29 protein-coding genes and 2 pseudogenes are annotated in these 26,322 nt (G+C 59.8%); 17 read left to right on the plus strand and 14 right to left on the minus strand.

Annotated elements, in window-relative coordinates; genetic code table 11:
• Positions 1–225 precede the first annotated feature (225 nt).
• Together KGB29_RS22065 and KGB29_RS22070 are read right to left on the minus strand one after the other, a co-directional pair.
• Positions 226–1,644, minus strand: a complete 1,419-nt coding sequence (locus tag KGB29_RS22065) for an FAD/NAD(P)-binding protein (protein ID WP_150815141.1) — start codon at positions 1,642–1,644, stop codon at positions 226–228.
• Between the two features lie 15 nt (positions 1,645–1,659).
• The gene (locus KGB29_RS22070; RefSeq protein WP_090456428.1) at positions 1,660–2,223 is read right to left on the minus strand and encodes a helix-turn-helix domain-containing protein; all 564 of its coding nucleotides are present in this window, start codon (positions 2,221–2,223) and stop codon (positions 1,660–1,662) included.
• Positions 2,224–2,307: 84 nt separating this feature from the next.
• Between KGB29_RS22070 and KGB29_RS22075 the strand changes: the two genes are divergently transcribed.
• The 7 genes from KGB29_RS22075 to KGB29_RS22105 all read left to right on the plus strand — a co-directional run bounded on the left by KGB29_RS22075 (position 2,308) and on the right by KGB29_RS22105 (position 9,564).
• Complete coding sequence (locus KGB29_RS22075; protein WP_223473759.1) at positions 2,308–3,243, plus strand: DMT family transporter; 936 nt, start codon at positions 2,308–2,310, stop codon at positions 3,241–3,243.
• A 257-nt stretch (positions 3,244–3,500) separates the two neighbouring features.
• Positions 3,501–6,419, plus strand: a complete 2,919-nt coding sequence (locus tag KGB29_RS22080; protein ID WP_154947661.1) for a monovalent cation/H+ antiporter subunit A — start codon at positions 3,501–3,503, stop codon at positions 6,417–6,419.
• Positions 6,419–6,763, plus strand: coding sequence for a Na+/H+ antiporter subunit C (locus KGB29_RS22085; protein WP_007986256.1), 345 nt, complete (start codon positions 6,419–6,421; stop codon positions 6,761–6,763). Before KGB29_RS22080 ends, KGB29_RS22085 begins: the two co-directional genes overlap by 1 nt.
• On the plus strand, positions 6,760–8,445 hold the full coding sequence (locus KGB29_RS22090) for a monovalent cation/H+ antiporter subunit D (protein WP_150815144.1): 1,686 nt from the start codon (positions 6,760–6,762) through the stop codon (positions 8,443–8,445). The genes KGB29_RS22085 and KGB29_RS22090 overlap by 4 nt, the downstream gene beginning before the upstream one ends.
• Positions 8,442–8,930, plus strand: a complete 489-nt coding sequence (locus KGB29_RS22095; protein ID WP_150815145.1) for a Na+/H+ antiporter subunit E — start codon at positions 8,442–8,444, stop codon at positions 8,928–8,930. Before KGB29_RS22090 ends, KGB29_RS22095 begins: the two co-directional genes overlap by 4 nt.
• On the plus strand, positions 8,927–9,205 hold the full coding sequence (locus KGB29_RS22100) for a K+/H+ antiporter subunit F (RefSeq protein WP_150815146.1): 279 nt from the start codon (positions 8,927–8,929) through the stop codon (positions 9,203–9,205). The genes KGB29_RS22095 and KGB29_RS22100 overlap by 4 nt, the downstream gene beginning before the upstream one ends.
• Positions 9,202–9,564 (plus strand): Na+/H+ antiporter subunit G, encoded by a 363-nt coding sequence (locus KGB29_RS22105; protein ID WP_090456437.1) that lies wholly within the window; start codon positions 9,202–9,204, stop codon positions 9,562–9,564. The genes KGB29_RS22100 and KGB29_RS22105 overlap by 4 nt, the downstream gene beginning before the upstream one ends.
• 140 nt (positions 9,565–9,704) lie before the next feature.
• Here KGB29_RS22105 and KGB29_RS22110 read toward each other — a convergent pair whose 3' ends face one another.
• From KGB29_RS22110 to KGB29_RS22125, 4 genes are all read right to left on the minus strand, one after another.
• The gene (locus tag KGB29_RS22110; RefSeq protein ID WP_102671389.1) at positions 9,705–10,142 is read right to left on the minus strand and encodes a DUF3995 domain-containing protein; all 438 of its coding nucleotides are present in this window, start codon (positions 10,140–10,142) and stop codon (positions 9,705–9,707) included.
• A gap of 118 nt (positions 10,143–10,260) precedes the next feature.
• Positions 10,261–11,274 (minus strand): ABC transporter substrate-binding protein, encoded by a 1,014-nt coding sequence (locus KGB29_RS22115; protein WP_150815147.1) that lies wholly within the window; start codon positions 11,272–11,274, stop codon positions 10,261–10,263.
• Between the two features lie 120 nt (positions 11,275–11,394).
• Positions 11,395–11,598 carry a hypothetical protein gene (locus KGB29_RS22120; protein ID WP_150815148.1) on the minus strand — a complete coding sequence of 68 codons (204 nt, stop codon included), beginning with the start codon at positions 11,596–11,598 and terminating at the stop codon, positions 11,395–11,397.
• A complete protein-coding gene (locus tag KGB29_RS22125) occupies positions 11,598–12,047 on the minus strand; it encodes a hypothetical protein (protein ID WP_174245513.1) in 450 nt (149 codons plus the stop codon). Before KGB29_RS22125 ends, KGB29_RS22120 begins: the two co-directional genes overlap by 1 nt.
• 433 nt (positions 12,048–12,480) lie before the next feature.
• Between KGB29_RS22125 and KGB29_RS22130 the strand changes: the two genes are divergently transcribed.
• The 3 genes from KGB29_RS22130 to KGB29_RS22140 all read left to right on the plus strand — a co-directional run bounded on the left by KGB29_RS22130 (position 12,481) and on the right by KGB29_RS22140 (position 13,486).
• A complete protein-coding gene (locus KGB29_RS22130; protein WP_150815149.1) occupies positions 12,481–12,729 on the plus strand; it encodes a hypothetical protein in 249 nt (82 codons plus the stop codon).
• Positions 12,730–12,889: 160 nt separating this feature from the next.
• Entirely contained in the window at positions 12,890–13,120 is a 231-nt protein-coding gene (locus KGB29_RS22135; protein WP_007973761.1) for a hypothetical protein, read from the plus strand.
• 129 nt (positions 13,121–13,249) lie between these two features.
• Positions 13,250–13,486, plus strand: a complete 237-nt coding sequence (locus KGB29_RS22140; RefSeq protein WP_007973758.1) for a DUF2789 domain-containing protein — start codon at positions 13,250–13,252, stop codon at positions 13,484–13,486.
• 5 nt (positions 13,487–13,491) lie between these two features.
• On the opposite strand, the gene KGB29_RS22145 is transcribed toward KGB29_RS22140, so the two are convergent.
• The 3 genes from KGB29_RS22145 to KGB29_RS22155 form a co-directional block, all read right to left on the minus strand.
• On the minus strand, positions 13,492–13,695 hold the full coding sequence (locus KGB29_RS22145; protein ID WP_223616484.1) for a hypothetical protein: 204 nt from the start codon (positions 13,693–13,695) through the stop codon (positions 13,492–13,494).
• Positions 13,696–13,823: 128 nt separating this feature from the next.
• Entirely contained in the window at positions 13,824–15,431 is a 1,608-nt protein-coding gene (locus tag KGB29_RS22150) for a methyl-accepting chemotaxis protein (protein WP_411740514.1), read from the minus strand.
• Positions 15,432–15,666: 235 nt separating this feature from the next.
• Positions 15,667–16,071: a TraR/DksA family transcriptional regulator gene (locus tag KGB29_RS22155; protein WP_007935965.1), complete on the minus strand. Its 405-nt coding sequence runs from the start codon at positions 16,069–16,071 to the stop codon at positions 15,667–15,669.
• Positions 16,072–16,441: 370 nt separating this feature from the next.
• Here KGB29_RS22155 and KGB29_RS22160 point away from each other — a divergent pair, with 370 nt between their 5' ends.
• The 4 genes from KGB29_RS22160 (at position 16,442) to KGB29_RS22175 (ending at position 20,130) form a co-directional block, all read left to right on the plus strand.
• The gene (locus KGB29_RS22160) at positions 16,442–17,047 is read left to right on the plus strand and encodes a glutathione S-transferase (protein ID WP_150815151.1); all 606 of its coding nucleotides are present in this window, start codon (positions 16,442–16,444) and stop codon (positions 17,045–17,047) included.
• 256 nt (positions 17,048–17,303) lie between these two features.
• Positions 17,304–17,987: a response regulator transcription factor gene (locus tag KGB29_RS22165; protein ID WP_090456447.1), complete on the plus strand. Its 684-nt coding sequence runs from the start codon at positions 17,304–17,306 to the stop codon at positions 17,985–17,987.
• The gene (locus KGB29_RS22170) at positions 17,965–19,368 is read left to right on the plus strand and encodes a sensor histidine kinase (protein ID WP_150815152.1); all 1,404 of its coding nucleotides are present in this window, start codon (positions 17,965–17,967) and stop codon (positions 19,366–19,368) included. The genes KGB29_RS22165 and KGB29_RS22170 overlap by 23 nt, the downstream gene beginning before the upstream one ends.
• 399 nt (positions 19,369–19,767) lie before the next feature.
• Positions 19,768–20,130, plus strand: a complete 363-nt coding sequence (locus KGB29_RS22175; RefSeq protein ID WP_007986222.1) for a DUF6124 family protein — start codon at positions 19,768–19,770, stop codon at positions 20,128–20,130.
• A gap of 293 nt (positions 20,131–20,423) precedes the next feature.
• On the opposite strand, the gene KGB29_RS28990 is transcribed toward KGB29_RS22175, so the two are convergent.
• Complete coding sequence (locus KGB29_RS28990; RefSeq protein ID WP_411740515.1) at positions 20,424–20,639, minus strand: hypothetical protein; 216 nt, start codon at positions 20,637–20,639, stop codon at positions 20,424–20,426.
• Positions 20,640–20,682: 43 nt separating this feature from the next.
• Here KGB29_RS28990 and KGB29_RS28995 point away from each other — a divergent pair, with 43 nt between their 5' ends.
• On the plus strand, positions 20,683–21,546 hold the full coding sequence (locus tag KGB29_RS28995) for an RHS repeat-associated core domain-containing protein (RefSeq protein ID WP_411740516.1): 864 nt from the start codon (positions 20,683–20,685) through the stop codon (positions 21,544–21,546).
• Between the two features lie 60 nt (positions 21,547–21,606).
• Here the strand turns inward: KGB29_RS28995 and KGB29_RS22185 are convergent, their stop codons facing one another.
• Positions 21,607–22,203, minus strand: a complete 597-nt coding sequence (locus KGB29_RS22185) for a DinB family protein (protein ID WP_090456455.1) — start codon at positions 22,201–22,203, stop codon at positions 21,607–21,609.
• Positions 22,204–22,275: 72 nt separating this feature from the next.
• Positions 22,276–22,910, minus strand: a pseudogene (locus KGB29_RS22190) (NAD(P)/FAD-dependent oxidoreductase); the annotation flags it as partial.
• Positions 22,911–23,063: 153 nt separating this feature from the next.
• Here KGB29_RS22190 and KGB29_RS22195 point away from each other — a divergent pair.
• Both KGB29_RS22195 and KGB29_RS22200 read left to right on the plus strand, forming a co-directional pair.
• Complete coding sequence (locus KGB29_RS22195; RefSeq protein WP_150815281.1) at positions 23,064–24,185, plus strand: RHS repeat-associated core domain-containing protein; 1,122 nt, start codon at positions 23,064–23,066, stop codon at positions 24,183–24,185.
• A gap of 70 nt (positions 24,186–24,255) precedes the next feature.
• Positions 24,256–24,522 (plus strand): annotated as a pseudogene (locus KGB29_RS22200) (LysR family transcriptional regulator); the annotation flags it as partial.
• Here the strand turns inward: KGB29_RS22200 and KGB29_RS22205 are convergent.
• Together KGB29_RS22205 and KGB29_RS22210 are read right to left on the minus strand one after the other, a co-directional pair.
• Positions 24,443–25,039: a DinB family protein gene (locus KGB29_RS22205; protein ID WP_090456455.1), complete on the minus strand. Its 597-nt coding sequence runs from the start codon at positions 25,037–25,039 to the stop codon at positions 24,443–24,445. The pseudogene KGB29_RS22200 and the gene KGB29_RS22205 overlap by 80 nt on opposite strands.
• A gap of 72 nt (positions 25,040–25,111) precedes the next feature.
• On the minus strand, positions 25,112–26,221 hold the full coding sequence (locus KGB29_RS22210; RefSeq protein ID WP_150815280.1) for an NAD(P)/FAD-dependent oxidoreductase: 1,110 nt from the start codon (positions 26,219–26,221) through the stop codon (positions 25,112–25,114).
• Between the last annotated feature and the right edge of the window lie 101 nt (positions 26,222–26,322).

Consider the following 26,322-nt stretch of genomic DNA (forward strand, 5'->3'; position numbering starts at 1 on the left):
GACGCAGTCGAACACATCGCATGTAGGTGCCAGCGAAGCCAACCGGAGGGCGATGCCCCCGGATGAATGCCGGAGCGAAGGAACCCCGAGCCTTGGCGAGGGGCCGTACGTAAGGGGCGAGACCTTTGGTTCCTTTGGGCTGGGCCGGCACTCCGGCGTTTGCCAAAGGGACTCGCCGTAAGGGCGAAACCATAAGCAGCCGTTACCGCAGCAACGGATATGTACTCAGACCCCCAACCTGATCGACAGCCGCTCGGCCAACGCCTTGGCCTGGCTCGCCACATCGGTGACGGCGGTACTTTCCCACCACATGCCACGCAACGGCGGGCCCATGGCAAACAAACGGCGGGCAGGCTGCCCCTCGGCGTTCAGAACCGCACCATCGACCTCTGCCGCGATGCCCAAGGCCAGCGGCCCGGGCCGGACCAGGCCTCGGGCGAGCAGTTGCCGGGGCAGCGGTCGCGCGACCCGGCGCCAGTCGTATTCGATACCGCTGGAGTTGATCAGGGCGACACCGCTGACCACACAGGTCTGCGCCTCGCCCCGCCGTCGAAGGCGAATACTCACCTCGCCATTCAGCGACGGCTCGAGGCCCTGGTAAGAGGCTGCGTGAATACGTAACCGCCCTTCTTTATACAAGCGCTCAACCAGATCGGCACTCAAGGGTGGCGAGCGATGATGATGGCTTTCCCACCACGGCCGCACATGCCGCACGAACTGCCGACGCTGCACGTCGGTCGCCTGATGCCACAAGCGGCCGATGTGTGCCCGCACCGTGTCCAGCGGCGCCTGCCAGTCGATGCCTTGGGCGATGGCGTCCCGGCAGTGCCGACGCAGTTCGCGCATCAACTGGCGAGGTGTGCGGATGCTCTGATCCTGCGCGAGAAAATCCACCCAGGCCGGTGGCTGGCGACGCACATGGGGCAGCAGCCCATGGCGGGAAAACACTTCGATCGGCCCACGATGCCCGGCCTGTTCCAGCGACACCACCGCATCGACCATGGTCAGGCCCGAGCCGATGATCATGACCGTCGCTTGCGGATCGAGTTGCCGCATGGCCGCCACATCCCACGGATCGAGGGCTGCTGCGTTCAAGCCGCTGGACCGGGTTTGCGGGGTGCGCGCGGCGGGAAACATCCCGGTGGCCAGCACCGCAAAAGCGCCCTGCAAGCATCGGCCGTCGCTCAGGGTCAACCGCACGGCGTCTGCATCGGCTTGCAAATCGACCACCTCGTCTTGCACATGCTCGACCGTCGAACCGACCAAGGCGCCCACCGCCTGCGCTTCTGCCAGGCGCTGCCGGGCGTACAGGCCGAAAACGCCCCGAGGCGGAAACAACTCGCTGATCGGCACATGCTGCTGGTCCGATTCCGGCCAGCCGCCCGCCTCGATGTACTCGGTCAGCCATTGGGTCAGGTCGTCGGCGTTGTCCGGGTCAACACTCATACGCGCCGCATTGCCGTTGAGCGTATGACCCAGTTCCACCGCGCTGTAGGCTTCACCCCGCCCCAACCCGGCCCGGGGCTCGATCACCAGCACCCGGCGCCGGCCCGGCAAACGCATCAACTGCGCCGCCAACATTGCGCCACTGAGGCCGCCACCGACAATCAGGATGTCGGCGTCATTGTTCAAGGTCTGGCCCATCCATGCACTCCCTGTTCAGATCACCACATTACGCACAAACTTCGCCGCCACCACCCCGTCGTTGCGATAACAGTGTGGCTGGTTGCTGGCGAACATAAAGAATTCACCCGCCGCGATATGCTGTGGCTGGTCGCCGAGCATAACGGTCAGGCACCCTTCGAAGACATAAATCTGCTCGCTCCAGCCATCGGCGTCCGGCTCCGACGGATACACCTCGCCCGGTTGCAGGCACCATTCCCACTGCTCGACTTCACGACTGGCCTGGGCCTTGGAAAGCAACACCGCCCTGCTGCCAGGGATCGTGCCGGTCCAGGCCAGCTCATTGATACGACTGGGATCGCGGGCGTCGGGGGCCTGGATCAAATCACTGAAGGCAACGTCCAGGGCTTCGGCCACCCGGTCGAGGGTGGTCAGGCTGACGTTCTTTTCCCCTGCCTCGATCGCCACCAGCATTCGACGGCTGACACCGGACTTTTCGGCCAGCGCGGTCTGGCTCAGGTCGGCGGCATGACGTAAACGACGGACGTTTTGACTGACGTGCTGGAGGACCGAAGCCCGCTGGGTAGAATCTTTGTGCACTATATTGCTCACTGAGTGGGGTTGGGCAGTATACTGCGCAACATTCGACGCATTGTGCGTCCCCCTCCAGTAGCGTGCAAGGTCATGACGTCGGTGAATTCCCCAAAGGCTTCCTCCCGTTTTACAAGGTTCAGCAAGGCCGAATGCGTGCTGGTACTGATCACGATGGTCTGGGGCGGTACCTTCCTGCTGGTACAGCATGCGATGACCGTCAGCGGCCCGATGTTTTTCGTCGGCCTGCGCTTTGCCGCCGCCGCGAGCATCGTCGCCCTGTTTTCCTGGCGTCACCTGCGCGACCTGACCCTGTTCGAACTCAAGGCCGGGTCGTTTATCGGCGTGGCGATCATGCTCGGCTACGGCTTGCAGACGGTCGGGTTGCAGAGCATTCCCAGCAGCCAATCGGCATTCATTACCGCGCTGTACGTCCCGTTTGTGCCGTTGCTGCAATGGCTGGTGCTGGGGCGGCGCCCGGGGTTGATGCCGAGCATCGGCATCATGCTGGCCTTTACCGGGTTGATGTTGTTGTCCGGGCCGTCAGGTGCGTCGTTCAATTTCAGCCCCGGTGAAATCGCCACCTTGATCAGCGCCGTGGCCATTGCGGCCGAGATCATCCTGATCAGCACCTATGCCGGCCAGGTCGATGTGCGCCGGGTGACGGTGGTGCAACTGGCGGTCACTTCGGTGCTGTCGTTCCTGATGGTGGTGCCGACCAACGAAGCGATTCCGGACTTCTCCTGGTTGCTGTTGTGCAGCGCGCTGGGGCTCGGGGCGGCGAGCGCGGCGATTCAGGTGGCGATGAACTGGGCACAGAAAAGCGTGTCACCGACCCGCGCCACCCTGATCTATGCCGGTGAGCCGGTATGGGCCGGGATAGTCGGGCGCATTGCCGGGGAGCGCTTGCCGGCGATTGCCCTGGTCGGGGCCGGATTGATTGTGGCGGCGGTGATTGTCAGCGAATTGAAGACCAAGGGTAAGGCTGCGGCGCCTGAGGAAGAGCTGGAAGAGGAAACTCAGCGATAAACCGCCGGTTCCGCATCGCCAGATCAATCGCCTTCGCGAGCAAGCCCGCTCCCACAGGGGATTTGTGTCGTTCACAAATCCCCTGTGGGAGCGGGCTTGCTCGCGAAGGGGCCGGAACGGGCTCCCCGACCTCTCTCTGAAACAATGTGAATCAGGGCGTTTCCGTCTACCGTGTAGGATTCTGCGACAGCTTGGCGTTTGGTGATCCGGGAGCTGGCACGTATGATGCTTCACAAACTTCCGCAGATTAGAAGCCTATGTCCCTGATAGTTCTACTGCTTCTGCCTTTCATAGGCAGCTGTTTGGCGGCCGTGTTGCCGCACAATGCCCGTAACGCCGAATCCCTGCTGGCTGGCCTGATCGCCCTGATCGGCACCGTTCAGGTCGCCTTCCTGTACCCGCAGATCGCCGATGGCGGCGTCATTCGCGAAGAGTTTTCCTGGCTGCCCAGCCTGGGCCTGAACTTCGTCCTGCGCATGGACGGTTTCGCCTGGCTGTTCTCCATGCTGGTGCTGGGCATCGGCACCCTGGTTTCGCTGTACGCGCGCTACTACATGTCGCCGAACGATCCGGTGCCGCGATTCTTCGCGTTTTTCCTGGCCTTCATGGGCGCCATGCTCGGGCTGGTGATCTCCGGCAACCTGATCCAGATCGTGTTTTTCTGGGAGCTGACCAGCCTCTTCTCGTTCCTGTTGATTGGCTACTGGCACCATCGCGCCGATGCCCGGCGCGGCGCCTACATGGCGCTGATGGTGACCGGTGCGGGCGGTTTGTGCCTGCTGGCGGGGGTCATGCTGCTCGGCCATGTGGTCGGCAGCTATGACCTGGACAAGGTCCTGGCCGCCGGCGACCTGATTCGCGCCCATGCCCTCTACCCGATTCTATTACCCCTGATCCTGATCGGCGCCTTGAGCAAAAGCGCACAGTTCCCCTTCCATTTCTGGCTGCCCCACGCCATGGCCGCGCCGACGCCCGTGTCGGCGTACCTGCACTCGGCGACCATGGTCAAGGCCGGGGTGTTTCTGCTTGCGCGACTATGGCCTTCGCTTTCGGGCAGTGAAGAATGGTTCTACATCGTCAGCGGCGCCGGCGCCTGCACCCTGTTGCTCGGGGCGTATTGCGCGATGTTCCAGAACGACCTCAAGGGATTGCTGGCCTACTCGACCATCAGCCACCTGGGCCTGATCACCCTGCTGCTTGGCTTGAACAGCCCGCTGGCCGCCGTCGCCGCGGTGTTCCACATCCTCAACCATGCGACGTTCAAGGCCTCGCTGTTCATGGCCGCCGGGATCATCGACCACGAAAGTGGCACCCGCGATATCCGCAAACTCAGCGGCCTGTACAAGCTGATGCCGTTTACCGCCACCCTGGCCATGGTCGCCAGCGCCTCGATGGCCGGCGTGCCGTTGCTCAATGGCTTCCTGTCCAAGGAAATGTTCTTCGCCGAAACCGTCTTCATCAATGCCACGCGCTGGATCGAACTGAGCTTGCCGATCGTGGCAACCATTGCCGGTACCTTCAGCGTGGCTTACTCCCTGCGCTTCACCGTGGATGTGTTTTTCGGCCCGCCCGCGACCGACCTGCCACACACACCCCACGAGCCTCCACGCTGGATGCGCGCGCCGGTCGAGTTGCTGGTGTTCGCCTGCCTGCTGGTGGGAATTTTCCCGGCCCAGATAGTCGGCCCGCTGCTCGCGGCGGCGGCGCAACCGGTCGTCGGCGGCACGCTGCCCGAGTACAGCCTGGCCATCTGGCACGGCCTGAACGCACCGATGATCATGAGCCTGATCGCATTGTCCTGCGGCACCCTGCTCTATCTGCTGCTGCGCAATCAATTCAAGCGCGGACGTTTCGATCGTCCGCCCGTCATCGGTCGCCTGGACGGCAAGCACCTGTTCGAATACACGCTGGTCGCCATCATGCGCCTGGCCCGTCGCCTGGAGCCCCGGATTGGCACCAGGCGCCTGCAAATGCAGTTGTTCCTGGTGGTGCTCGCCGCCGTACTGGCCGGGTTGATTCCCATGCTCCACAGCAGCCTTCACTGGGGTGACCGGCCGAAAATCCCGGGGTCGATCGTCTTCGTCACCTTGTGGTTGCTGGCCATCGCCTGCGCCCTTGGCGCGGCCTATCAGGCCAAGTACCACCGTCTCGCGGCCCTGACCATGGTCAGCGTCTGCGGCCTGATGACCTGCGTCACCTTCGTCTGGTTTTCCGCGCCGGACCTGGCCCTGACCCAACTGGCGGTCGAAGTGGTGACCACGGTGCTGATCCTGCTGGGCCTGCGCTGGCTGCCACGACGGATCGAGGAGGTCTCGCCGTTGCCGGGCAGCCTGCGCCGGGCGCGAGTGCGGCGTATCCGCGACTTGCTGCTGTCGACCGCGGTCGGTGTCGGCATGGCGTTGCTGGCCTACGCCATGCTGACGCGCCAGACCCCCAACGATATTTCCTCGTTCTATCTCAGTCGCGCCTTGCCTGAAGGCGGCGGCAGCAACGTGGTCAACGTGATGCTGGTGGACTTCCGTGGTTTCGACACCCTCGGTGAAATCACCGTGCTGGTGGCCGTGGCCCTGACCGTGTTCGCCCTGCTGCGCCGCTTCCGCCCGCCCAAAGAAAGCCTGCAACTGCCGGCCCAGCAACGCTTGCTCGCGCCGGATGTGGTGACCGACCTGGTCAACCCGCGTCACGCCAGCGACACCGCGCTCGGTTTCATGATGGTGCCGGCGGTGCTGGTGCGCCTGCTGTTGCCGGTGGCGCTGGTGGTCTCGTTCTACCTGTTCATGCGTGGGCACAATCAACCGGGCGGCGGTTTTGTCGCCGGGCTGGTGATGTCGGTGGCGTTCATCCTGCAATACATGGTCGCCGGCACGCAGTGGGTCGAGGCACAAATGAGCCTGCGGCCACTGCGCTGGATGGGCACGGGACTGATGATTGCCACGGCCACGGGCCTGGGCGCGATGGTCGTCGGCTATCCGTTCCTGACCACCCACACCTGGCATTTCTCGTTGCCGCTGCTGGGTGACATTCACCTGGCCAGCGCGCTGTTCTTCGACATCGGTGTGTACGGCGTGGTGGTCGGCTCGACACTGTTGATCCTCACCGCCCTCGCCCACCAATCGGTGCGCGGCCACAAAACCGCCGCCCAGCCCAGATCCGTTGCCGCCAAAGGAGCCGTCTGATGGAAGAAGTCATCGCAATCGCCATCGGCGTACTGGCCGCGTCCGGCGTCTGGCTGATCCTGCGCCCACGGACGTTCCAGGTGGTCATGGGCCTGTGCCTGCTGTCCTACGGGGTCAATCTGTTCATCTTCAGCATGGGCAGCCTGTTCATCGGCAAGGAACCGATCATCAAGGACGGCGTGCCGCAGGACCTGTTGCACTACACCGACCCGCTGCCGCAGGCACTGGTGTTGACGGCGATCGTCATCAGCTTTGCCATGACCGCGCTGTTCCTGGTGGTGCTGCTGGCTTCCCGGGGCCTGACCGGCACCGACCATGTGGATGGCCGGGAGCCCAAAGAATGATGGCGATGACTCACCTGATCGTCGCGCCCATTCTGCTGCCGCTGCTGACCGCCGCGATCATGCTGATGCTTGGCGAGAAGCACCGGCCGCTCAAGGCCAGGATCAATCTGTTCTCCAGCCTGCTCGGGCTGGGCATTGCCGTGGCGTTGTTGCAATGGACACAGACCACCGGCGTGCCCGGCTCCATCGGTGTGTACCTGCCGAGCAACTGGCAAGTGCCGTTCGGCCTGGTGCTGGTGGTCGATCGCCTGTCGGCGCTGATGCTGGTGCTGACCGGCATCATCGGCGTCAGTGCCCTGCTGTTTGCCATGGCCCGCTGGGACAGCGCCGGTTCGAGTTTTCATGCGCTGTTCCAGATCCAGTTGATGGGCCTTTACGGCGCGTTCCTCACCGCGGACCTGTTCAACTTGTTCGTGTTCTTCGAGGTGCTGCTGGCCGCGTCCTACGGCTTGATGCTCCACGGTTCGGGCCGGGCGCGGGTGTCGTCGGGGCTGCATTACATCTCGATCAACCTGCTGGCCTCGTCGCTGTTCCTGATTGGCGCGGCGCTGATCTATGGGGTCACCGGCACGCTGAACATGGCCGACCTGGCGGTGAAAATCCCGCTGGTGTCCGAAGCTGATCGCGGTTTGCTGCACGCTGGCGCGGGGATCCTGGCCATCGCGTTCCTGGCCAAGGCCGGCATGTGGCCACTGAACTTCTGGCTGGTGCCGGCCTACTCCTCGGCCAGCGCGCCGGTGGCGGCGATGTTCGCGATCATGACCAAGGTCGGCGTGTACACTTTGCTGCGCCTGTGGACGCTGCTGTTCTCCGCCCAGGCCGGGGCATCGGCGTTCTTTGGCGGCGACTGGCTGATCTACGGCGGGATGGCGACCATCGTCTGCGCTGCCGTTGCGATCCTCGCCGCGCAACGCCTGGAGCGCATGGCCAGCCTGAGCATCCTGGTGTCGGCGGGCATTCTGTTGTCGACCATCGGTTTCGCCCAGCCGAACCTGGTTGGCGCTGCGCTGTTCTATCTGTTCAGCTCGACCCTGGCGTTGAGCGCCCTGTTCCTGCTGGCCGAGCTGATCGAGCGCTCGCGCTCGGCCAACGAAGTCCTGCTCGAAGATGAAGCCGAACTGCTGCCGCGGCCACTGGAATCCCTGTATCCGCCCAAAGGCACCAACCTCGACGACGACCAGAAAGCCGTGGTCGGCCAGGTGATTCCCTGGACCATGGCGTTTCTCGGCCTGAGCTTCATCGCCTGCGCCTTGCTGATCATCGGCATGCCGCCGCTCTCTGGCTTTATCGGCAAACTCGGGTTGATCGGCGCCCTGCTCAATCCGCTAGGCCTGGGCAACAGCGGCGACACACCGGTTTCCAACGCCGCGTGGGGCCTGTTGGTGTTGTTGATCGTGTCTGGGCTGGCATCGCTGATCGCGTTCTCGCGCCTGGGCATCCAGCGTTTCTGGACGCCTGCGGAACGACCATCGCCCCTGTTGCGACGCCTTGAATGCGTACCGATCTTCGCCCTGCTGGGCCTGAGCATTGCGCTGACCTTCAAGGCCGATCCGCTGCTGCGCTACACCCAGGCCGCCGCCGATGCCCTGTACAACCCGCAGCAATACGTGATGGCGGTGCTCGACACACGCGTCGTACCGAACCCGTCGGCCGTAGCGGCCCCGCAGGAGGTGCAGCCATGAAGCGCCTGTTTCCGGCACCGCTGCTATCGCTGGCCCTGTGGCTGCTGTGGCTGTTGCTGAACCTGTCGATCAGCCCCGGCAACCTGCTGCTGGGTGCCGCGCTGGGATTCTGTGCGCCATTGATGATGCGCAGGCTGCGTCCGCTGCCGGTGCGCATCCGTCGTCCCTGGGTAATCCTGCGCCTGATCCTGCTGGTCGGGCGCGATGTGCTGGTGTCCAACCTCGCCGTGGCCTGGAGCGTGCTCAATGCCGGTCGCCGCCCGCCTCGCTCGCAATTCATCAAGGTGCCGCTGGACTTGCGTGACGCCAACGGCCTGGCCGCGCTGTCGATGATCACCACGGTGGTGCCCGGTACAGTCTGGTCGGAGCTGGCGCTGGACCGCAGCATTCTGCTGTTGCACGTCTTCGACCTGGACGATGAGGCGCTGTTCATCCAGCACTTCAAGGCGACCTACGAACGTCCGCTGATGGAGATTTTCGAATGAGCCCCTTGCTGTCGAACGCGATCCTGCTGAGCCTGTTCTTCTTTTCCCTGGCGATGATCCTGACCCTGATCCGCCTGTTCAAGGGGCCGTCGGCCCAGGATCGGGTTCTGGCGCTGGACTACCTGTACATCATCGCGATGCTGATGATGCTGGCGCTGGGTATACGTTATGCCAGTGACACCTACTTCGAGGCGGCGTTGCTGATCGCACTGTTCGGTTTCGTCGGCTCGTTCGCCCTGGCGAAATTCCTGCTGCGTGGCGAGGTGATCGAATGAATACGCCATTGTCGTTGTGGGTGGAGATCCCGGTGGCGATCCTGCTGGTGCTCGGCAGTCTGTTTGCCTTGATCGGCGCCACGGGCCTGCTGCGCATGAAGGACTACTTCCAGCGCATGCACCCACCGGCTCTGGCCTCGACACTCGGGACCTGGTGCGTGGCGCTGGCTTCGATCATCTATTTTTCGGCGCTCAAGTCCGCGCCGGTATTGCACGCCTGGCTGATTCCGATCCTGCTGGCGATTACCGTGCCGGTGACCACCTTGCTGTTGGCCCGGGCGGCGCTGTTTCGCAAACGCATGGCCGGGGATGATGTGCCGGCCGAAGTGAGCAGCCGGCGGACGGAGAGCGGTAGTTAGAGCAAAGATTTTTAGTGCCTGGACTGCCCCTTCGCGAGCAAGCCCGCTCCCACATTTTGAACTGTGTACGCAGATCAATTGTGGGAGCGGGCTTGCTCGCGAAGGCGATAGACCTGTCAATACATCACGACCGGCCTGTCTCAGACCCAGGCCACCGCCAACAACCCCGCCCCCAGCACTACACACAACGGCGAGTAAACCCAGGTGTCGAGCCGGGCAAATTTCGAGCCTTTGACCTCTTTGAAAAAACCAACCAGATCCGAATCGCCAATGGCCCGGGCAAACAGCAAGATCGCAATCGCACTGAGCACCCACTGCAACGACCAGTGATGCAAGGGTGGCAGGCACCAACCCACCCGCAAGCACACCAACACGGCAATCAACAGCAACAGCCCGGCCACCACCAGCGTGATCCAGCCTCGCGGTTTAAACGCCGGTCGCAGTTGCGCGCTGCCCACCTGCGGTACTTGCGGGACCGCCGCCACCGCCGCCCACTCGCCACCCAACGCCCAATACACATGCACCAGACTGATCGCGGCGAAGATCGTCACCAGCGATTGAGCCAACACCAGGGTCATGGTTCAGAGATCCTTGAAAGGGAAATGAACTGAACATTGTAGGAGCTACCGCAGGCTGCGATGTTTTGATTTTGCATTTCCATGACAAAGATCAAAAGATCCCGACCTGCGGCAGCGCCTACAGGGCGGCGGAGACTTTATCCGCCACGTCCTTGGGCAGCCAGGCCCGCCAGACGTCCGGATGGGCCTTCATGAACGCCTCTGCCGCCTGGCGCGGCGGTGTATGTTTCTCGCTCATCTCGGCCAGGGCCTTGTTCAGCGGGTCGATCGGAAAGTCGACCTTGGCAAAGAACTCGGCAATCTGCGGATATTGCTTCTGGAAGGGGGTGGACACACCGATCGACAGCTTGGAGGCCAGGGAGCGGGTCGGCTTGGGATTGGGGTTGTCGGCGTCGGTCAGGGTCTTCCAGGCTTCGGCGTCGAACGGTGGCTCTTCGAGTTGAATCAGCTTGAAACGGCCGAGCAACGGCGTGGGCGACCAGTAGTAAAACAGCACCGGCTTGCCACGATGAATGGACGAACTGATCTCCGCATCCAGTGCAGCCCCCGAACCGCTGCGGAAGTTCACGTAGCTGTCGTCCAGCCCATACGCCTTGAGCTTCTGCTTGTTGACCACTTCCGAGGTCCAGCCGATAGGGCTGTTGAGGAAACGTCCCTTGGTCGGGGCTTCCGGATCCTTGAACACGTCTTTGTAACGCGGCAGGTCGCTGACACTGCGCAGGTCGGGCGCCAGCGGCTTGATGCCCTTGGCCGGGTCGCCCTTGATCACATATTCCGGCACCCACCAGCCTTCGGTAGCCCCCTTGACCGTATCGCCGAGGCTGACAACCTTGCCTTCTGATTCCGCCTTGACCCACACCGGGCTGCGACCGGCCCACTCTTCGCCAATGACCTGGATGTCATTGTTGGCCAGCGCGGTTTCCAGAGTGATGGTGGTGCCCGGCAACGTATCGGTCGGCAGCCCGTAGCCCTTCTCGACAATGATGCGCAGTACATCGGTAATCAGGCTGCCGCTTTCCCAGTTCAGGTCGGCAAAGTGGATTGGCGTCTGGGCGGCCAACGCCGGGGCCGGTGTCGCCAGCAAACCGAAAGTGGCCAGGACCGCAGCCAGCAACCGTCGAAATCCGTTCATGCTTTTGCACCTCGTGCTGTTCACAGCAATAGCAGGGGGGGGCCTGGTAGTAGACCGCGAAGCCTCTGAATACTCAGTCCATTGACTGTAGTAGAGGTTCCTGCTTTCGAGGTGCATGGGTCAGTTTTCGCAGGTTTCCTGCAAACGCATCAGTTCTCGTCTGACCATGTTGGCGTAGGGTGCCGGTTGCAGTTGGTAAAGCTGTGACGCCACCCAATTCAGCCAGGCTCCTTGCAGAATGGTCTTCTGCCCGAACAGCCGCCGCGCTTCGTCTTGAGCACTGGCCAGGTTCTGTTCGTGGAAATCGGCGCGGGTCAGGATCATCACTCGCTGGCCTTGAAGGTCACCAGCTCACCCTTGCGCCACTTGGCCGCTTTGGCGGTCACGGCCTTGAGGGTCTTGGTCAGGCCTTCCTGCAACTGTTGATGGGCAGCGAACACCATCACCACGCTATGACCTTCCTTGAACACGATCCCCTGACCGTCGGCCGAGGTCACGAAGGCGTAATCGCCTATTCCGTAGACCGTCAGCTTGATGTCACGAAACCTGATGTCCAGCTTGCCACCTTCGCGGCTGGGCAGCACGGACGCGCTGAAATGATCGCCGACCTTGAGCTTGAGTCCGGGCTTGTCGTCCACAACCAGGGCTGACTCGGTGTCGATTTCGGCAATGTAAATGCCTTCTGCGTTCTGTTCGGTGATGTAAACGAAACGTGATTGAAACTGCTTGACCAGCTTTGCGCGCAAATCACCCAGCACGAACAAAGCATGCATATCGAGATTACTTACTGCCAAGGAAACATCCCCACATCTGAATAATGGTGCCGTGCGCGAAAAATGAACGCACAGCCAAAAAAGCGGCAATGCCGAAGGTGTAGCCAAAGAACCCGGGTTGAAGTCCTGAATGAGCAGTGCACTCATTCATCACGAAGCTTGAGAAGACTACTGGAACGTCACTCACGTCGTCCTGACTGGCGTTCGTCACAGGTTGAAGGAAAACACCCTTCCTGCTGCCAGAAAATTATGGACTATCAATTTCGGGGAAAAATCTCATCAAGAAAAAAACTTTTCCTACATATCGTCCGCAAAAAATTGCTTTAGATAAACGTCATTCACCCACCAGTGGGGGTGATTCTAGAGCAGCGATGCTCTTGGAGACTAGCCAAAACGACGTACATACGTCGGTAAACAATGAAAAGGACTTCATATGTGCACGCTGACACACTTTGCCTATCCCTTGGTGCCTGACTCGAAAACAGCACCAACCCCGCACCCGACACGGTTCTGCCTCCATGAACCAGCTCCCGATGCCCCGACCCGCCCGCGATTTCAGGTGGTAATGGCGGGCATTGCCTTCTTCCACATCAAGGATATTTCTACAGGCTGTGTAAGAGGTTTCCGAGCCAATCATAACGAAGCCTGTGCCCTCGCCCGGTTTCTTGAATCACACGGTTGACTTGCCCACCGCACTCGCTTCCATCGACGTTTCGTCTGCCCGTCGACTTATCTCAGCCGTCGACGGGCAACTACTGCCATACTGCCCGCCCAATAAAACGGATCCGCAGAAAATCGGGTGCGTTGACAACAACAATGTATTTCCAAGGGAAGTCGGCAACGTGACGGAATTTGATATCGGCGAGTTTTTTATCCGGGGTGAAGCCAGAGAAGTCGAAGGTGAATTCCAGGCCGTGATTGTCATGCGGGCCAAACCACCGCTCAAGACCGTGACGTATCACCAGGTCGAAAAGGATCGCTGGTTCAAAACCCCGGATGTCGCCGCCATCGCGGCCCAGGAATCGGCCAGGGAACTCAAGGCCGCAGTCGATGCGGGCGCATTGAAAGCCTGATGGTCGGGTTGGCGGTCTATGCTCATTGTTGCACTTGAACATTGCGATCGAACTCCACCGGTGCGGCGCCCTCGAATCCAGGGTGCGCCTCGTCCCTCGACCCGACCGATGACCTGCAAGGAGATGAAGATGGAATCACCGACCCATGACTTGAAAGGCCTGTTCGACCAACTCGGCCTGGACTCCAGCCAGAAAGCGATCGACGACTTCATTGCCGGCCATTCCCTGCCTGACGACAAGAAACTCATCGACGCCGAGTTCTGGTCACCGCAACAGGCCGGCTTCCTCAAGGAACAACTGCGCGAAGACGCTGACTGGGCGCGGGTGGTCGACGACCTGAACCTGCGCATGCACCAGACCCACTGACAACTTCAATGCAGGCTGCCAGGACTTTCGGCGCTCAATTGCGCCCGCCAGGCAGCCTTGCACTCCTCCGCTTCGTCGCGACTGGAGAACGCCGTGCCCCGGCGCTCGCCATTGAGCAACACTACCCAGCAAACCTTGCGTCCCATGGAACGAAGACTGGCAGGTACTCCGCTGCCGATCATGACCGCGACATCAACTTTGCCTTGCATGCTGCCCCCGAACTTAATTAGCAACCTAATTAGTAGGTATGTTAATTAGTTTTCCAACGAGGAAACAGCAAAATCCTGCACAGGTTAATTGCAGAACTTGCAACAATCACCCGGCAAGCACGGCGTTTCTAGCGCGGTTTTTCCGGTTTGTAACCCAGGCGCAAACCACCCCAATGCCGGCCCTTGAGCATGATCGGCACCGAAAGATCGTGCATCAACTCTCCGGTATCACGGGTATAGGTTTGCAGCAGCACGGCCTTCTGATGGCTGCCGCAGCGGATCCCGGTGCGGTCAGCGAATTTGCGTTTGGTCCGGTTCTGCAAGGCATCGACCTGCGCGTCCCCCGTCAGCGGCTGGCTGAACACCTTGTTATGGGTCGGCACATAACCCTGTTGGGTGCAGGCGATGGCGAACACCAATCCTTCGTGACGCGGTAACAACGGTTCTTGAATCGCTGGCAAAACCTGATCGGTGTAACGGTCGAAACGCGTCTGGAACTTGGCCGGGCTGGTATTGGGGATGACCTGGTAATTACGGTCGAACAGATCGTCGAGACTGATTCGACCGGCATCGATATCCGCTTCGAAACGCGCTGCAATCTGGCTCGCGGCGTCTCGGGCCAGGTCATAGATCCGCTGGTGATAGTCATCCAGCCCCACTTCGGCAAGACGCTCACTGATGGTTTCGGCTTGCCCTTCCATTTGCACCGCCGCATGGGCCAGGCGCTGAGTCTGCTGGTCACTGACCACCAGATCGCCGCGCATCTGTTCGATGGCGTGAAACAGACTGTCGAGTTGTTCGCGGTTGGTGTCTGCCCCTTGGGCGATCTCCCCGACCTGGGACTCGACACTGGCCGCCAGACGGGCAATGTTCTCCAGATGTTGCCCCGTCCGCTCTACCTGCTCCACACCGGAGTCAAGGTCGCTGGACAGTTGGCGGATCTGCTCCACCACCTGCGCCGTGCGATGCTGGATGTCGGCCACCATCTCGCCCACCTCCCCCGTGGCGGTCGCCGTGCGTGCGGCGAGCCCGCGAACCTCGTCGGCCACCACTGCAAACCCGCGACCGTGCTCCCCTGCCCGCGCCGCTTCTATCGCAGCGTTCAATGCCAGCAGATTGGTCTGGCTGGCGATGGATTGAATCACCAGGGTCACTCGCTGGATATCGTCGCTGCGCAGGCTCAAGGCTTCGATCAGTTCACGGCTGTTGCTGGCGCGCTGGCTGAGCTGATGCATGCGCGAAATGGACTCGATCAACTCCGTACGCCCGACCACTCCGCTTTGATGAGCCTCGCTGGCGGCACTGAGCGCCTGGCGACTGAGGGTCGAGGTGGCCTGTTCGGTGGTGATCATGACCTCGGCATTGCTGACGATCTGTGCCGCCGACGTGAGCTGCGATTGCAGTTTGTCCGCCAGTTGCCGAACCGAAAACGCCACACCGGCGGCCGACAGTGCGTTATGGCTGGTGGTGCAGGAAAGATCGCGAGTCAACGCGCCGATGGCATCGGGGTTGTCGGGGCAAGCCGCCTGCGGGGTCGCGCGCGAACGCAAACGAGGCAGCCAGATAATCAATATGGCCAGGGGCAGGCCAAGGTAGAGCGACCCGTCGCCCAGTGTCATGCCACTTAACAACAGCATCAGGGCGATGCTTTGCAGCGTTGGCGTCAGCCAGCGGTTTTTCGGCAACAGCACCGGTGCGGGCACTGCCGCAACCAGAGACCCGTCTCGCGTCATCATCGTCACCCCGTAAAGCTTCTAATTGTTGTCTTCGCATTAAACGCCACCATAAAGCCATTATCCATGAGCCTTTAGTCGCGAACGTTGCAGCAGATCAATAGAAGAACCGGGAAATCGAAGACGGCAGAAAACAAAGATCGCAGCCTGCAACAGCGCCCTACTTCAATTGCGTAGGAGCTGCCGCAGGCTGCGATCTTTTCAAGGCAGCCCGGATTAACGGGGCTGCCCCACTGAATCAGGCCTGACGCTGGTGCTTGTCGATTTGCTCGTGACGTTCCTGAGCTTCGATGCAGTACTTGGTGGTCGGGCTGATCAGCAGGCGCTTGAGGCCAATCGGCTCGCCGCTGTCGTCGCACCAGCCGAAGCTGTCTTCCTTGATGCGTTCCAGCGCTTGTTCCAACTGAGGCAGCATGCGCTGGTCGCGATCGATCGCATTCACCAGCCAGGTGCGCTCTTCTTCGACCGAAGCCGCGTCTGCCGGATCGGCCGGGGTGTCCAGGCTTTCGATGGCGATGCGGTTCTGTTCGATGCGCTCATGGGTTTCGACTTTCATGTTCTGCAACAGCTCGGAGAAAAAAGCATGTTGCTCGGCATTCATGTAGTCATCCGCCGGCATGGCCAGCAACTTGTCCTTTGTCATTGATATCTCTATAAAAAAACGTGCATTAAGGCGAATAAGGGAGCGTTCCGGCAGGCCTGGGCAGGCCATCGGAAAGGCGCCGTTTGTTCCAAGCGCCACCCGGCACTCAATTTACGAGGGGCGGCAGTCTAAGGCCGACTTGAGGCCTCAGCAACTGAAAAGACAGCGAATTTGTCCGACAAAGCCCTGAAAATGCTCTACGGCAGGCTTTGAGGCGGTAATCGGAGTGCGTTTATAGCAAGAAATTCAATCGAGCGGCTGTATATAGATGACAAACGGCCTGGACCGGGCTTTTTTCACTGTCATTTGCAGGGCTGCGAACCTCAGCTAAGGTTGTCCCTCCCGAAATGGCCATATAAAGGAAAGGACCATGAAGCTGATCGGTATGCTTGATTCGCCCTATGTAAGGCGCGCCGCCATTTCTGCCAAATGTCTGGGAATCACGCTGGAACATCAGTCGGTCTCGGTGTTCCGCCACTTCGAACAATTCCAGCAGATCAACCCGGTGGTCAAGGCGCCCACCCTGGTGCTGGATGACGGTGAAGTGTTGATGGATTCGACGCTGATCATCGACTACCTGGAAACCCTGGCCCAAAAAAGCCTGATGCCCGCCGAACCGGGTCAACGCCTGCGCGCGTTGCGCCTGATTGGTCTGGCGTTGGCCGCCAGCGAAAAGTCCGTGCAACTTTATTATGAGCGCAACCTGCGGCCGGCAGAGATTCAATTCGAACCCTGGGTGCGACGGGTCGAAGGACAGCTGACGGCAGCCTATTCGGCGCTGGAGCGGGAGCTGGAAAAGCAGCCGCTGAAGACTGACGGTCCGATTGAGCAGGACGGCATCACGCTGGCGGTGGCCTGGAGTTTCACCAATCTGGTGGTGCCGGACCAGGTGAGTGCGGCGCAGTTTCCGCGGATCGCAGCGTTCACGGCGTATGCCGAGGGGCTTGAGGTGTTTGTCAGTACGCCGATTGACTGACGGATTCACTTTGCCTGTTCTGTCGTCATCGCGAGCAAGCTCGCTCCCACAGTAATTTTCGTCGTACGCGAGCTTTGTGTTCGACATCAATCCGTTGTGGGAGCGAGCTTGCTCGCGATGGCGTCGTGTCAGTCGACACATGAATTACCTGTCAGCCCGCTATCGCGGGCTAGATGAAAGTTAATTTATTAAGTCGCGGGCAATTCTTGGCAAAATGCTCGCAACTTCGTATTGAACTGCTTATCAGGCCAGCCCTATGACCCGCATCTTGACCATCGAAGACGACGCCGTGACCGCCCGGGAGATTGTCGCCGAACTGAGTAGCCACGGCCTGGACGTCGACTGGGTCGACAATGGCCGCGAAGGGCTGGAGCGTGCGGTCAGCGGCAACTACGACCTGATCACCCTCGACCGCATGTTGCCCGAACTTGATGGCCTGGCGATCGTCACCACGCTTCGGACCATGGGCGTGGCCACGCCGATCCTGATGATCAGCGCGCTGTCCGACGTCGATGAGCGCGTGCGCGGCCTGCGCGCCGGCGGCGACGACTACCTGACCAAACCCTTCGCCACAGATGAAATGGCCGCCCGGGTTGAAGTCCTGCTGCGCCGGCAGAACACCGTGACCGCCCAGGCCACCACTTTGCGGGTGGCTGATCTGGAACTGAACCTGATCAGCCACGAAGCCAGTCGCGACGGTCAGCTGCTGACGCTGTTGCCCACCGAGTACAAACTGCTGGAATTCCTGATGCGCAACACCGGGCAAATCCTCTCGCGGATGATGATTTTCGAAGAGGTTTGGGGTTACCACTTCGATCCCGGCACCAACCTGATCGACGTACACATCGGCCGTCTGCGCAAGAAGATCGACCCGCCTGGCAATGCCCCACTGATTCGGACCGTGCGAGGCTCGGGTTATGTCATTGCCGAACCCGTCTAAAGGCTGGCGCTCTTCCAGCAGCCGTCTGCTGGCGCTCTACAGTTCGCTGTTCGTGATCTGGAGCGGGATTCTCATGGGGGTCATGTACTACGAGGTTTCCGCTTACCTGGACAACCTGGCCAAGCATTCGCTGATGCAACGCCAGCACCTGTTTTCACGCTTCTCCGGCGAGCAACTGGTAGACGCCCTCGCCGTCAGCATGGCCTTCGACATCCGCGGCATCGACGCCTACGGCCTGTTCGATGCCCGGCACCATTACCTCAGCGGCGCCCTGCGCTACATTCCGAACGGCTTGCCACTCGATGGCAAGATCCACATGCTGCGTGATTGCGATGCCTCCGACGACAGCGACGAACAGACGCTGCCCGCCGACAGTTGTGACGCCGTGGCGACCCGCACCCTCGACGGCCGCTGGCTGGTGCTGGTGCGCGACAACGGTTCGTTGTTTGCCGTGACCCGGATCATCCTTCACGCCTTGTTCTGGGGCGTGACCCTGACCATCGTGCCGGGCATCGTCGGCTGGTATTTGCTGCGCCGCCGCCCGTTGCGGCGCATTCGCGGGATTCAGGCCAGTGCCGAGGCCATCGTCGCCGGCGACCTGAGCCGACGCTTGCCACTGTCCAATCGGCGTGACGAACTGGACATGCTCGCCGCCATCGTCAACGCCATGCTCGAACGCATCGAGCGCCTGATGAACGAGGTAAAGGGCGTGTGCGACAACATCGCCCATGACCTGCGCACGCCCCTGACCCGTCTGCGCGCGCAGCTTTACCGCATGCAGCAACAGGCCGGCGAAGGCTCGCCGCAGGCCATGCAACTGGACCTGGTGCTGGCCGAGGCCGATACGCTGATGGCGCGTTTCCGTGGCTTGCTGCGCATCTCCGAGCTGGAAGATCGCCAGCGTCGCTCCGGTTTCGTCCAGGTGGACCCGGTGGCGTTGCTGCAGGAACTGCATGAGTTCTACCTGCCCCTGGCGGAAGACGACGACCTGGTGTTCCAACTTCACCTGCCCGCGTCATTGCCGCCCCTTAATGGCGACCGCGCGCTGATGTTCGAAGCGGTGGCGAACCTGCTCAGCAACTCGATCAAATTCACCCCGCCCGGCGGCGCAGTGATCCTGCGCGGGATCAATGATGGCGGGCACACGCGAATCGAAGTACTCGACTCCGGCCCGGGCATTCCCGAAGCGGAACGTGAAGCGGTGTTCCAGCGCTTCTATCGCGCCGAGGCGGGCAATCACAAAAGCGGCTTCGGGCTGGGGCTGTCCATCGTCGCGGCGATTGTCAGTCTGCACGGGTTTACCCTGGAAGTGGGCAGCAGCGAACTGGGTGGCGCGCGGCTGGTGCTTGATTGTCAGGAGAGTCTGATTCCTCAAGCCTAGTGTTCATCTGAAGAGCAAAACAGATCCCATGTGGGAGCGAGCTCGCCCGCGATGGCGGCGCCTGTTTAAAGCACATGTTTAACGGCTGTCAGCGTAACTTGATGAAAGCTACAACGCCTTGCGTCATTGCCTACGGGTACGCCAGAATCCGCCGGCTTACGCGTCTTGAGTCCGGGCATTATCGTTAGCCGGTCGCTGAAAAACAGCGATCGGGTTTGGTAGCCCGGAGTACTGCGCGTAGCGCCACTTCAAGCAGTTGCTGCTTTATGGTTGTCATGCGCAGGGCCTCTTTGGGGGCGCCGGTTCCAGTACTCCGGTCTACCAACCTGTGCATGGCCACCACCCTCGTTTGGTAGCGAAAGTGATGGCTCCAATTTTTACAGTACTGGAGTTCTATCGATGATCAAACCAACACCCAACCCCCCGGAAACAGATCCCGCCTCCCCTTACGAAAGCCCCGACTCAAAGCAATTCCACGAAGCCGCCGAACGCGCCCTCAATCACTACCTCAACCCCGCAGCCAACATCATGGCCACGCCCCACAAACCGTCCACGATGTTCACCATCAACCCCGACATCGACACCGAAACCCTGCTGGCCCACGCCTGTGAGTCGCTGGCCTCAGCCAATGTGATGACCAACGATCTGGCGGGTTTTCTTGAGGGCTCGCACCGCAACACGCTGCTGGGCATTGCACAGGTCATCATGCTGGGTGAATTGGCGGTGAACCGGGCGCTGGATCGACTTGATCCGCCTGAGTAAAGCTCCGTACGTGCGAGCTTGCTCGCGATGGCGGCAGCACATCCAACATTTAAGTGACTGACACACCGCTATCGCGAGCAGGCTCGCTCCCACAGGTTGCGCGCACTTCCTGACTGTCCTGGTCATCTCTCGGGCCAAACTTGCGACTGCTGCCCAGCGGAATTGAAGCAGGCTACCGTCAACAAATCCCTACGCACCACAAAACCTACCTATCAGTTCTGATAGTTCCAACCGGTTGCATAACTGCCAATACTGAACGCCTGCACTTCGGCCCCTCGGAGCACCCACCCATGCTATCGCCACACAAAACCGTACTCTGCCAGTATCGCTACGATGCCCTCGACCAGTTGATCGAAAGTAGTCCGCAGCAAGCACCACAACTTCAGCGCTTCTACTGTAAAAGCCGCCTTGCGACCGAAATACAGGGCACGACACAGCATTCCATCATTCAGCACGGCGACTTGCTGCTTGCACAGCAACAGCGCGAAGGTAATGAACGCAATGCCCACTTGCTGGCTACCGACCAACAGCGTTCGGTGTTACGCACACTCAATGCGAACTCTCACTCAAAAACCCATCACCTATTCGCCCTATGGCCATCGCCACCCTGAAAATGGATGGCTTAGTCTTTTGGAGTTCAATGGTGAACGACCCGACCCGGTGACCGGGCATTATTTATTGGGGAACGGGTATCGGGCTTTTAATCCGGTGTTGATGCGATTTAATAGTTCGGACAGTTGGAGTCCGTTTGGAGATGGTGGGTTGAATGCGTATGCGTATTGCGCAGGAGACCCCATAAATAAACACGACCCTAGCGGGCATATGTTCGGGAAAATAACTTCCGGGATGGCACGCACCGGAATATTAGAGTACGCACTGAAAGGCAAAAACCTAAAACGCCATGCACACATAAACCCCAACCAAGCTAAAACAGCAGCCATCCAAATAAATCAGATCACCGAAAAACTAAAGCACCTAAATAACAATATAAGCGCCACATTACAGACCGACTTCAACCTTAGAGAAGGTTCCAGCATTATGGCCCCTCCCACACTAAACCTAGAAACGTTTGCACGAAATAGAATAATTTTATCCGACCTCCCGATGCACAGCCTTCCACCTAAACTGCGCCACCACCCCCCTCTCGATCCCGACTCGCCGAATCAATTATCCGACCAAATCAACCTAATGGAATACATAAATGGATATTCAAAATCATCAAAAAAAGATAAACTCTGGAGGCTCAATCAGGCCGCAGATTATCACCAAACACGCTTCATAAAGAATAGCACAGAAACACCATTAAACATGGATCTCGCACAAAAGTACCGCAAAAAACTGCACCTCATTACACGCAACAGAAGAGCACTCAAGGAAATCAGAACCGAAACGTTCAATAGCCATTTCCATTATTGAAGTTCCAATACTCAACCATAAACCACAACGAACTACTTCACGTAAATATGTACCTGCTGATCAACGATACCGATCCGGTAAAACACTGGTCGCACTGGAGAATTGCACAGCACATGGCGGCGCCACTATCGGGGCATTGATCGACTGCAGGAGCACCGGTTCGGACTCGCGCAGGTACACCGGCATGTCGGTCACCGGTGGCATGGCCGGAATCTCGAAGTACATCTGCACCACCCAGCCACGGTGATAGCTGGCGTGGTTGACCACGTGCATCAGCATCGCGCCGGCGCTCATGGTGCCGCTTTCGCCTGAGACAAAGGTGAATTCCAGGGGCTTGTCCAGGGAGGCATCGGTTTGCCGGGCACTCCAGTCGCAGTACCAGCGATCGATGTTTTTTTGCGCCATGCGCAGTTCGGACAGATCGGCATGCAGCAGGTCGTGTGAAGTCTTGAAACCATGCCCCCGGCCTTCGAGGTGCGCCTGCCAGATGCAATCGACCACGTACACGTGATTGAGGGTGCCAATCATGTTTTTGAACACCGACACCCGTTCTTTTTTGACTTCGCCCGGAGGGAGCGCCGCGAGGCTGTCAAAGAGGCGCTGATTGGCCCAGCGCTTGTAATCGGCCAGCAGGCAGGCAGTGCGTACGGTGATCATCAGAGTTCTCCGATGGCAGTAAGCGCATCCCCTAGCATAGACCCGATGGCCACAAAGCAGCGCCAGCCCTGATCATCGGTCGTCCAGGTGTTTCACCACCAACTCGGCGAGCGCCAGGCAACTGGTCAGCCCCGGTGACTCGATACCGAACAGATTCACCAGCCCCGGCACGCCATGTTCGGCGCGAGCGCTGATGAGAAAGTCGGCGCTCGGCTCTGTCGGCCCGCTGATTTTCGGGCGAATGCCGCTGTAGGCCGGTTGCAGGCTGTTGTCCGGCAACCCCGGCCAATAGCGGCGGATCGCCTGATAAAACCCCTCGGCCCGATTGGGTTCGACGCGGTAATCAATGTGCTCGACCCATTCAACATCCGGCCCGAAGCGCGCCCGCCCGCCCAGGTCCAGGGTCATGTGCACACCCAGTCCGGCGCTCTCCGGAGCCGGATACACCAGGTGGCGAAACGGCGCCCGCCGCTGAAACTGAAATAACTGCCCTTGCACAAATGCGCCCGGGGAATGAATGCCCCAGGCAGTCCGACAATGCTGCTCGCCACCTCGGGAGCGGACAGCCCCGCGCAGTTGATCAATTCGCGGCAGCACAGCGTCATGGGTTGACTGCCGCCCATGTGCAGCTCGAAACCCTGTTCGATGCAACGGGCAGACAGCAGCGGCGTGTGCAAGGCCAGCGTGGCGCCGAACGCGTCCTCGTCTATCACCTCAACCCAGCCCCCCACATGTAATTCACAACTAAAAGATGTGGATTGCAATACAAACAGTGCATTCCTATCAGTTCTGCTAGTTCCCGATTTTATCACCGCAGCACATACTCAAGCTCCCCGTTATTGAATACCCGGTGCGCTCCAATGTCCTACCATCAGCAGAACCTACTCTGTCAATATCACTACGACGCGCTGGACCGGTTGATCGACTGTAGTCCTCAGGACGCGCCACGGTATCAGCGTTTCTACTGTAAAAGCCGCCTGGCGACCGAGATTCATGGGGCTGCACGACATTCCATCTTCCAACAGGATGATCTGTTGCTGGCACAACAGCGAAGTGACAACGGGGCATTCGACATCACACTGTTAGCGACTGACCAACAGCGAACGGTGCTCCACACACTCAAAGCCAATCAACAGCGGCACAACATTGCCTATTCGCCTTATGGTCACCGCCCTGTTGAAAATGGGTTACTCAGTCTGCTGGGATTCAATGGTGAACGACCCGACCCGGCGACTGGATATTACTTGCTGGGGAATGGGTATCGAGCGTTTAATCCGGTATTGATGCGATTTAATAGCCCAGACAACTTGAGTCCGTTTGAGAAGGGCGGATTGAATGCATACATGTATTGCCTGGGTAACCCTATCAACTGGCAGGACACCAACGGACACTTCGCCATAATGACAGGATTAAATAAAGCACTTAAGGCGTTCGGCAACAAAATATCATCAGCTTTTGGTTTAAGCTCAAAAAGCCTGACAAAACAAAAAACCATCTTAAAACAAAACCCATTTGAGGGATTGAACCTAGAAAACTATGCCCCTCTTAAAAACCATTACCCAAACAAACTACTCACAGAAGCCCAAGAGTACAAAACACTCATAGAAAACCAAGCACAACCATCAATTAAACTCATTTCAAACCCACAAGACCTTCTAGCACTACAAACAAACACGAAACATAAATTTATCCTTACAAGTGATGGGAAATTCGTAACTGGCGCCCCCGTCAACGCTTTAAATTCCAGGGGAAAAATAAAACCAACTTACATGAAACACTCCACTCTAAGCGCCCCCTCGGAAACTCCCAATATAGTCAGCGCCGGTTACATAAAACTTAAAAGCCCTACCCGTGCAACCATAAACAACAGGTCGGGACACTACGAAACTCCAATCGAAAGACTACTTCCAGTCCGCACCTTGCTGGAAAACATGGGTCTCAAAGTCACTGAAGTGCGGTTCAAATCTCAAATTCATTTCTAATTTAACCGTAACGCCTTAAAAAACGACATGAGACACTATTTCCGGGGGCGGTCCAGCCTGGCCAAGGATTTCGCGCCGGGTGGTGCTGGCGGTGCCACAGTTCGCGGGGTTGCGGGCCTTGCTGGCGGGCACCGACATGCTCGCCACCGTGCCGGATTACGCGGCCAATGCATTGATCGAAGGCAGCAGTCAGTTACGGGCGGACGATGCACCGTTTGATATCAACCTGTCCGAACTGTCGATGGTCTGGAACGGGGTCAACGATAACGATCCGGCAGAACGCTGGTTGCGCTCGAAAATTGCACAGCACATGGCGGCGCCACTATCGGGGCATTGATCGACTGCAGGAGCACCGGTTCGGACTCGCGCAGGTACACCGGCATGTCGGTCACCGGTGGCATGGCCGGAATCTCGAAGTACATCTGCACCACCCAGCCACGGTGATAGCTGGCGTGGTTGACCACGTGCATCAGCATCGCGCCGGCGCTCATGGTGCCGCTTTCGCCTGAGACAAAGGTGAATTCCAGGGGCTTGTCCAGGGAGGCATCGGTTTGCCGGGCACTCCAGTCGCAGTACCAGCGATCGATGTTTTTTTGCGCCATGCGCAGTTCGGACAGATCGGCATGCAGCAGGTCGTGTGAAGTCTTGAAACCATGCCCCCGGCCTTCGAGGTGCGCCTGCCAGATGCAATCGACCACGTACACGTGATTGAGGGTGCCAATCATGTTTTTGAACACCGACACCCGTTCTTTTTTGACTTCGCCCGGAGGGAGCGCCGCGAGGCTGTCAAAGAGGCGCTGATTGGCCCAGCGCTTGTAATCGGCCAGCAGGCAGGCAGTGCGTACGGTGATCATCAGAGTTCTCCGATGGCAGTAAGCGCATCCCCTAGCATAGACCCGATGGCCACAAAGCAGCGCCAGCCCTGATCATCGGTCGTCCAGGTGTTTCACCACCAACTCGGCGAGCGCCAGGCAACTGGTCAGCCCCGGTGACTCGATGCCGAACAGATTCACCAGCCCCGGCACGCCATGTTCGGCGCGAGCGCTGATGAGAAAGTCGGCGCTCGGCTCTGTCGGCCCGCTGATTTTCGGGCGAATGCCGCTGTAGGCCGGTTGCAGGCTGTTGTCCGGCAACCCCGGCCAATAGCGGCGGATCGCCTGATAAAACCCCTCGGCCCGATTGGGTTCGACGCGGTAATCAATGTGCTCGACCCATTCAACATCCGGCCCGAAGCGCGCCCGCCCGCCCAGGTCCAGGGTCATGTGCACACCCAGTCCGGCGCTCTCCGGGGCCGGATACACCAGGTGGCGAAACGGCGCCCGGCCGCTGAAACTGAAATAACTGCCCTTGCACAAATGCGCCCGGGGAATGAATGCCCCAGGCAGTCCGACAATGCTGCTCGCCACCTCGGGAGCGGACAGCCCCGCGCAGTTGATCAATTCGCGGCAGCACAGCGTCATGGGTTGACTGCCGCCCATGTGCAGCTCGAAACCCTGTTCGATGCAACGGGCAGACAGCAGCGGCGTGTGCAAGGCCAGCGTGGCGCCGAACCTCTGGGCATCGCCCTGTAGCGCCAGCATCAGCCCGTGGGAGTCGACAATGCCGGTAGACGGCGACCACAGCGCCGCGACGCAGGACAACGCCGGTTCAAGCTCCCGGGCCTGCGGGCCATCCAGCCACTTCAGGTCATCGACACCATTGGCACGCCCCTGCTGAAACAGGCGCTGCAAAGCTGCGTGCTGCTGTTCGTCGGTGGCCACTATCAGCTTGCCCACGCGCCGGTAATCGACACCGTGCTCATCGCAATAGGCGTAGAGACGCTGCTTACCTTCCACACACAGCCGCGCCTTGAGGCTGCCGTCCGGGTAATAGATGCCAGCGTGAATCACTTCTGAATTACGCGAACTGATGCCTGTGCCGATACCCTCACTCGCCTCGACCACCAGCACTTCCCGCCCGTTCCTGGCCAGGGCCCTGGCCACCGCCAGGCCGACCACGCCGGCCCCGATTACCACGCTTTGAATATCGACGTTCAACGACCTTGCCTCCCTCTCACCCCGTTCCTCGCTAATGCCAGGGAACTCTCGGCGACCGTCACGCATCCTAAACTATGTGGTACTTACCTTATGCTTCATGC

The sequence above is a fragment of the Pseudomonas sp. BF-B-30 genome, assembly GCF_019956305.1.
Classification (GTDB): domain Bacteria; phylum Pseudomonadota; class Gammaproteobacteria; order Pseudomonadales; family Pseudomonadaceae; genus Aquipseudomonas; species Aquipseudomonas jessenii.

What these genes read in the sequence shown, in the direction of transcription:
- KGB29_RS22065 (WP_150815141.1), bottom strand. Translation starts at nt 1,644, where the DNA reads ATGGGCCAGACCTTGAACAATGACGCCGACATCCTGATTGTCGGTGGC.
- KGB29_RS22075 (WP_223473759.1), top strand. Translation starts at nt 2,308, where the DNA reads ATGACGTCGGTGAATTCCCCAAAGGCTTCCTCCCGTTTTACAAGGTTC.
- KGB29_RS22080 (WP_154947661.1), top strand. Translation starts at nt 3,501, where the DNA reads ATGTCCCTGATAGTTCTACTGCTTCTGCCTTTCATAGGCAGCTGTTTG.
- KGB29_RS22085 (WP_007986256.1), top strand. Translation starts at nt 6,419, where the DNA reads ATGGAAGAAGTCATCGCAATCGCCATCGGCGTACTGGCCGCGTCCGGC.
- KGB29_RS22090 (WP_150815144.1), top strand. Translation starts at nt 6,760, where the DNA reads ATGATGGCGATGACTCACCTGATCGTCGCGCCCATTCTGCTGCCGCTG.
- KGB29_RS22095 (WP_150815145.1), top strand. Translation starts at nt 8,442, where the DNA reads ATGAAGCGCCTGTTTCCGGCACCGCTGCTATCGCTGGCCCTGTGGCTG.
- KGB29_RS22100 (WP_150815146.1), top strand. Translation starts at nt 8,927, where the DNA reads ATGAGCCCCTTGCTGTCGAACGCGATCCTGCTGAGCCTGTTCTTCTTT.
- KGB29_RS22105 (WP_090456437.1), top strand. Translation starts at nt 9,202, where the DNA reads ATGAATACGCCATTGTCGTTGTGGGTGGAGATCCCGGTGGCGATCCTG.
- KGB29_RS22110 (WP_102671389.1), bottom strand. Translation starts at nt 10,142, where the DNA reads ATGACCCTGGTGTTGGCTCAATCGCTGGTGACGATCTTCGCCGCGATC.
- KGB29_RS22115 (WP_150815147.1), bottom strand. Translation starts at nt 11,274, where the DNA reads ATGAACGGATTTCGACGGTTGCTGGCTGCGGTCCTGGCCACTTTCGGT.
- KGB29_RS22120 (WP_150815148.1), bottom strand. Translation starts at nt 11,598, where the DNA reads ATGATCCTGACCCGCGCCGATTTCCACGAACAGAACCTGGCCAGTGCT.
- KGB29_RS22125 (WP_174245513.1), bottom strand. Translation starts at nt 12,047, where the DNA reads ATGCATGCTTTGTTCGTGCTGGGTGATTTGCGCGCAAAGCTGGTCAAG.
- KGB29_RS22130 (WP_150815149.1), top strand. Translation starts at nt 12,481, where the DNA reads ATGTGCACGCTGACACACTTTGCCTATCCCTTGGTGCCTGACTCGAAA.
- KGB29_RS22140 (WP_007973758.1), top strand. Translation starts at nt 13,250, where the DNA reads ATGGAATCACCGACCCATGACTTGAAAGGCCTGTTCGACCAACTCGGC.
- KGB29_RS22145 (WP_223616484.1), bottom strand. Translation starts at nt 13,695, where the DNA reads ATGCAAGGCAAAGTTGATGTCGCGGTCATGATCGGCAGCGGAGTACCT.
- KGB29_RS22150 (WP_411740514.1), bottom strand. Translation starts at nt 15,431, where the DNA reads ATGATGACGCGAGACGGGTCTCTGGTTGCGGCAGTGCCCGCACCGGTG.
- KGB29_RS22155 (WP_007935965.1), bottom strand. Translation starts at nt 16,071, where the DNA reads ATGACAAAGGACAAGTTGCTGGCCATGCCGGCGGATGACTACATGAAT.
- KGB29_RS22160 (WP_150815151.1), top strand. Translation starts at nt 16,442, where the DNA reads ATGAAGCTGATCGGTATGCTTGATTCGCCCTATGTAAGGCGCGCCGCC.
- KGB29_RS22165 (WP_090456447.1), top strand. Translation starts at nt 17,304, where the DNA reads ATGACCCGCATCTTGACCATCGAAGACGACGCCGTGACCGCCCGGGAG.
- KGB29_RS22170 (WP_150815152.1), top strand. Translation starts at nt 17,965, where the DNA reads ATGTCATTGCCGAACCCGTCTAAAGGCTGGCGCTCTTCCAGCAGCCGT.
- KGB29_RS22175 (WP_007986222.1), top strand. Translation starts at nt 19,768, where the DNA reads ATGATCAAACCAACACCCAACCCCCCGGAAACAGATCCCGCCTCCCCT.
- KGB29_RS28995 (WP_411740516.1), top strand. Translation starts at nt 20,683, where the DNA reads ATGCGAACTCTCACTCAAAAACCCATCACCTATTCGCCCTATGGCCAT.
- KGB29_RS22185 (WP_090456455.1), bottom strand. Translation starts at nt 22,203, where the DNA reads ATGATCACCGTACGCACTGCCTGCCTGCTGGCCGATTACAAGCGCTGG.
- KGB29_RS22195 (WP_150815281.1), top strand. Translation starts at nt 23,064, where the DNA reads ATGTCCTACCATCAGCAGAACCTACTCTGTCAATATCACTACGACGCG.
- KGB29_RS22205 (WP_090456455.1), bottom strand. Translation starts at nt 25,039, where the DNA reads ATGATCACCGTACGCACTGCCTGCCTGCTGGCCGATTACAAGCGCTGG.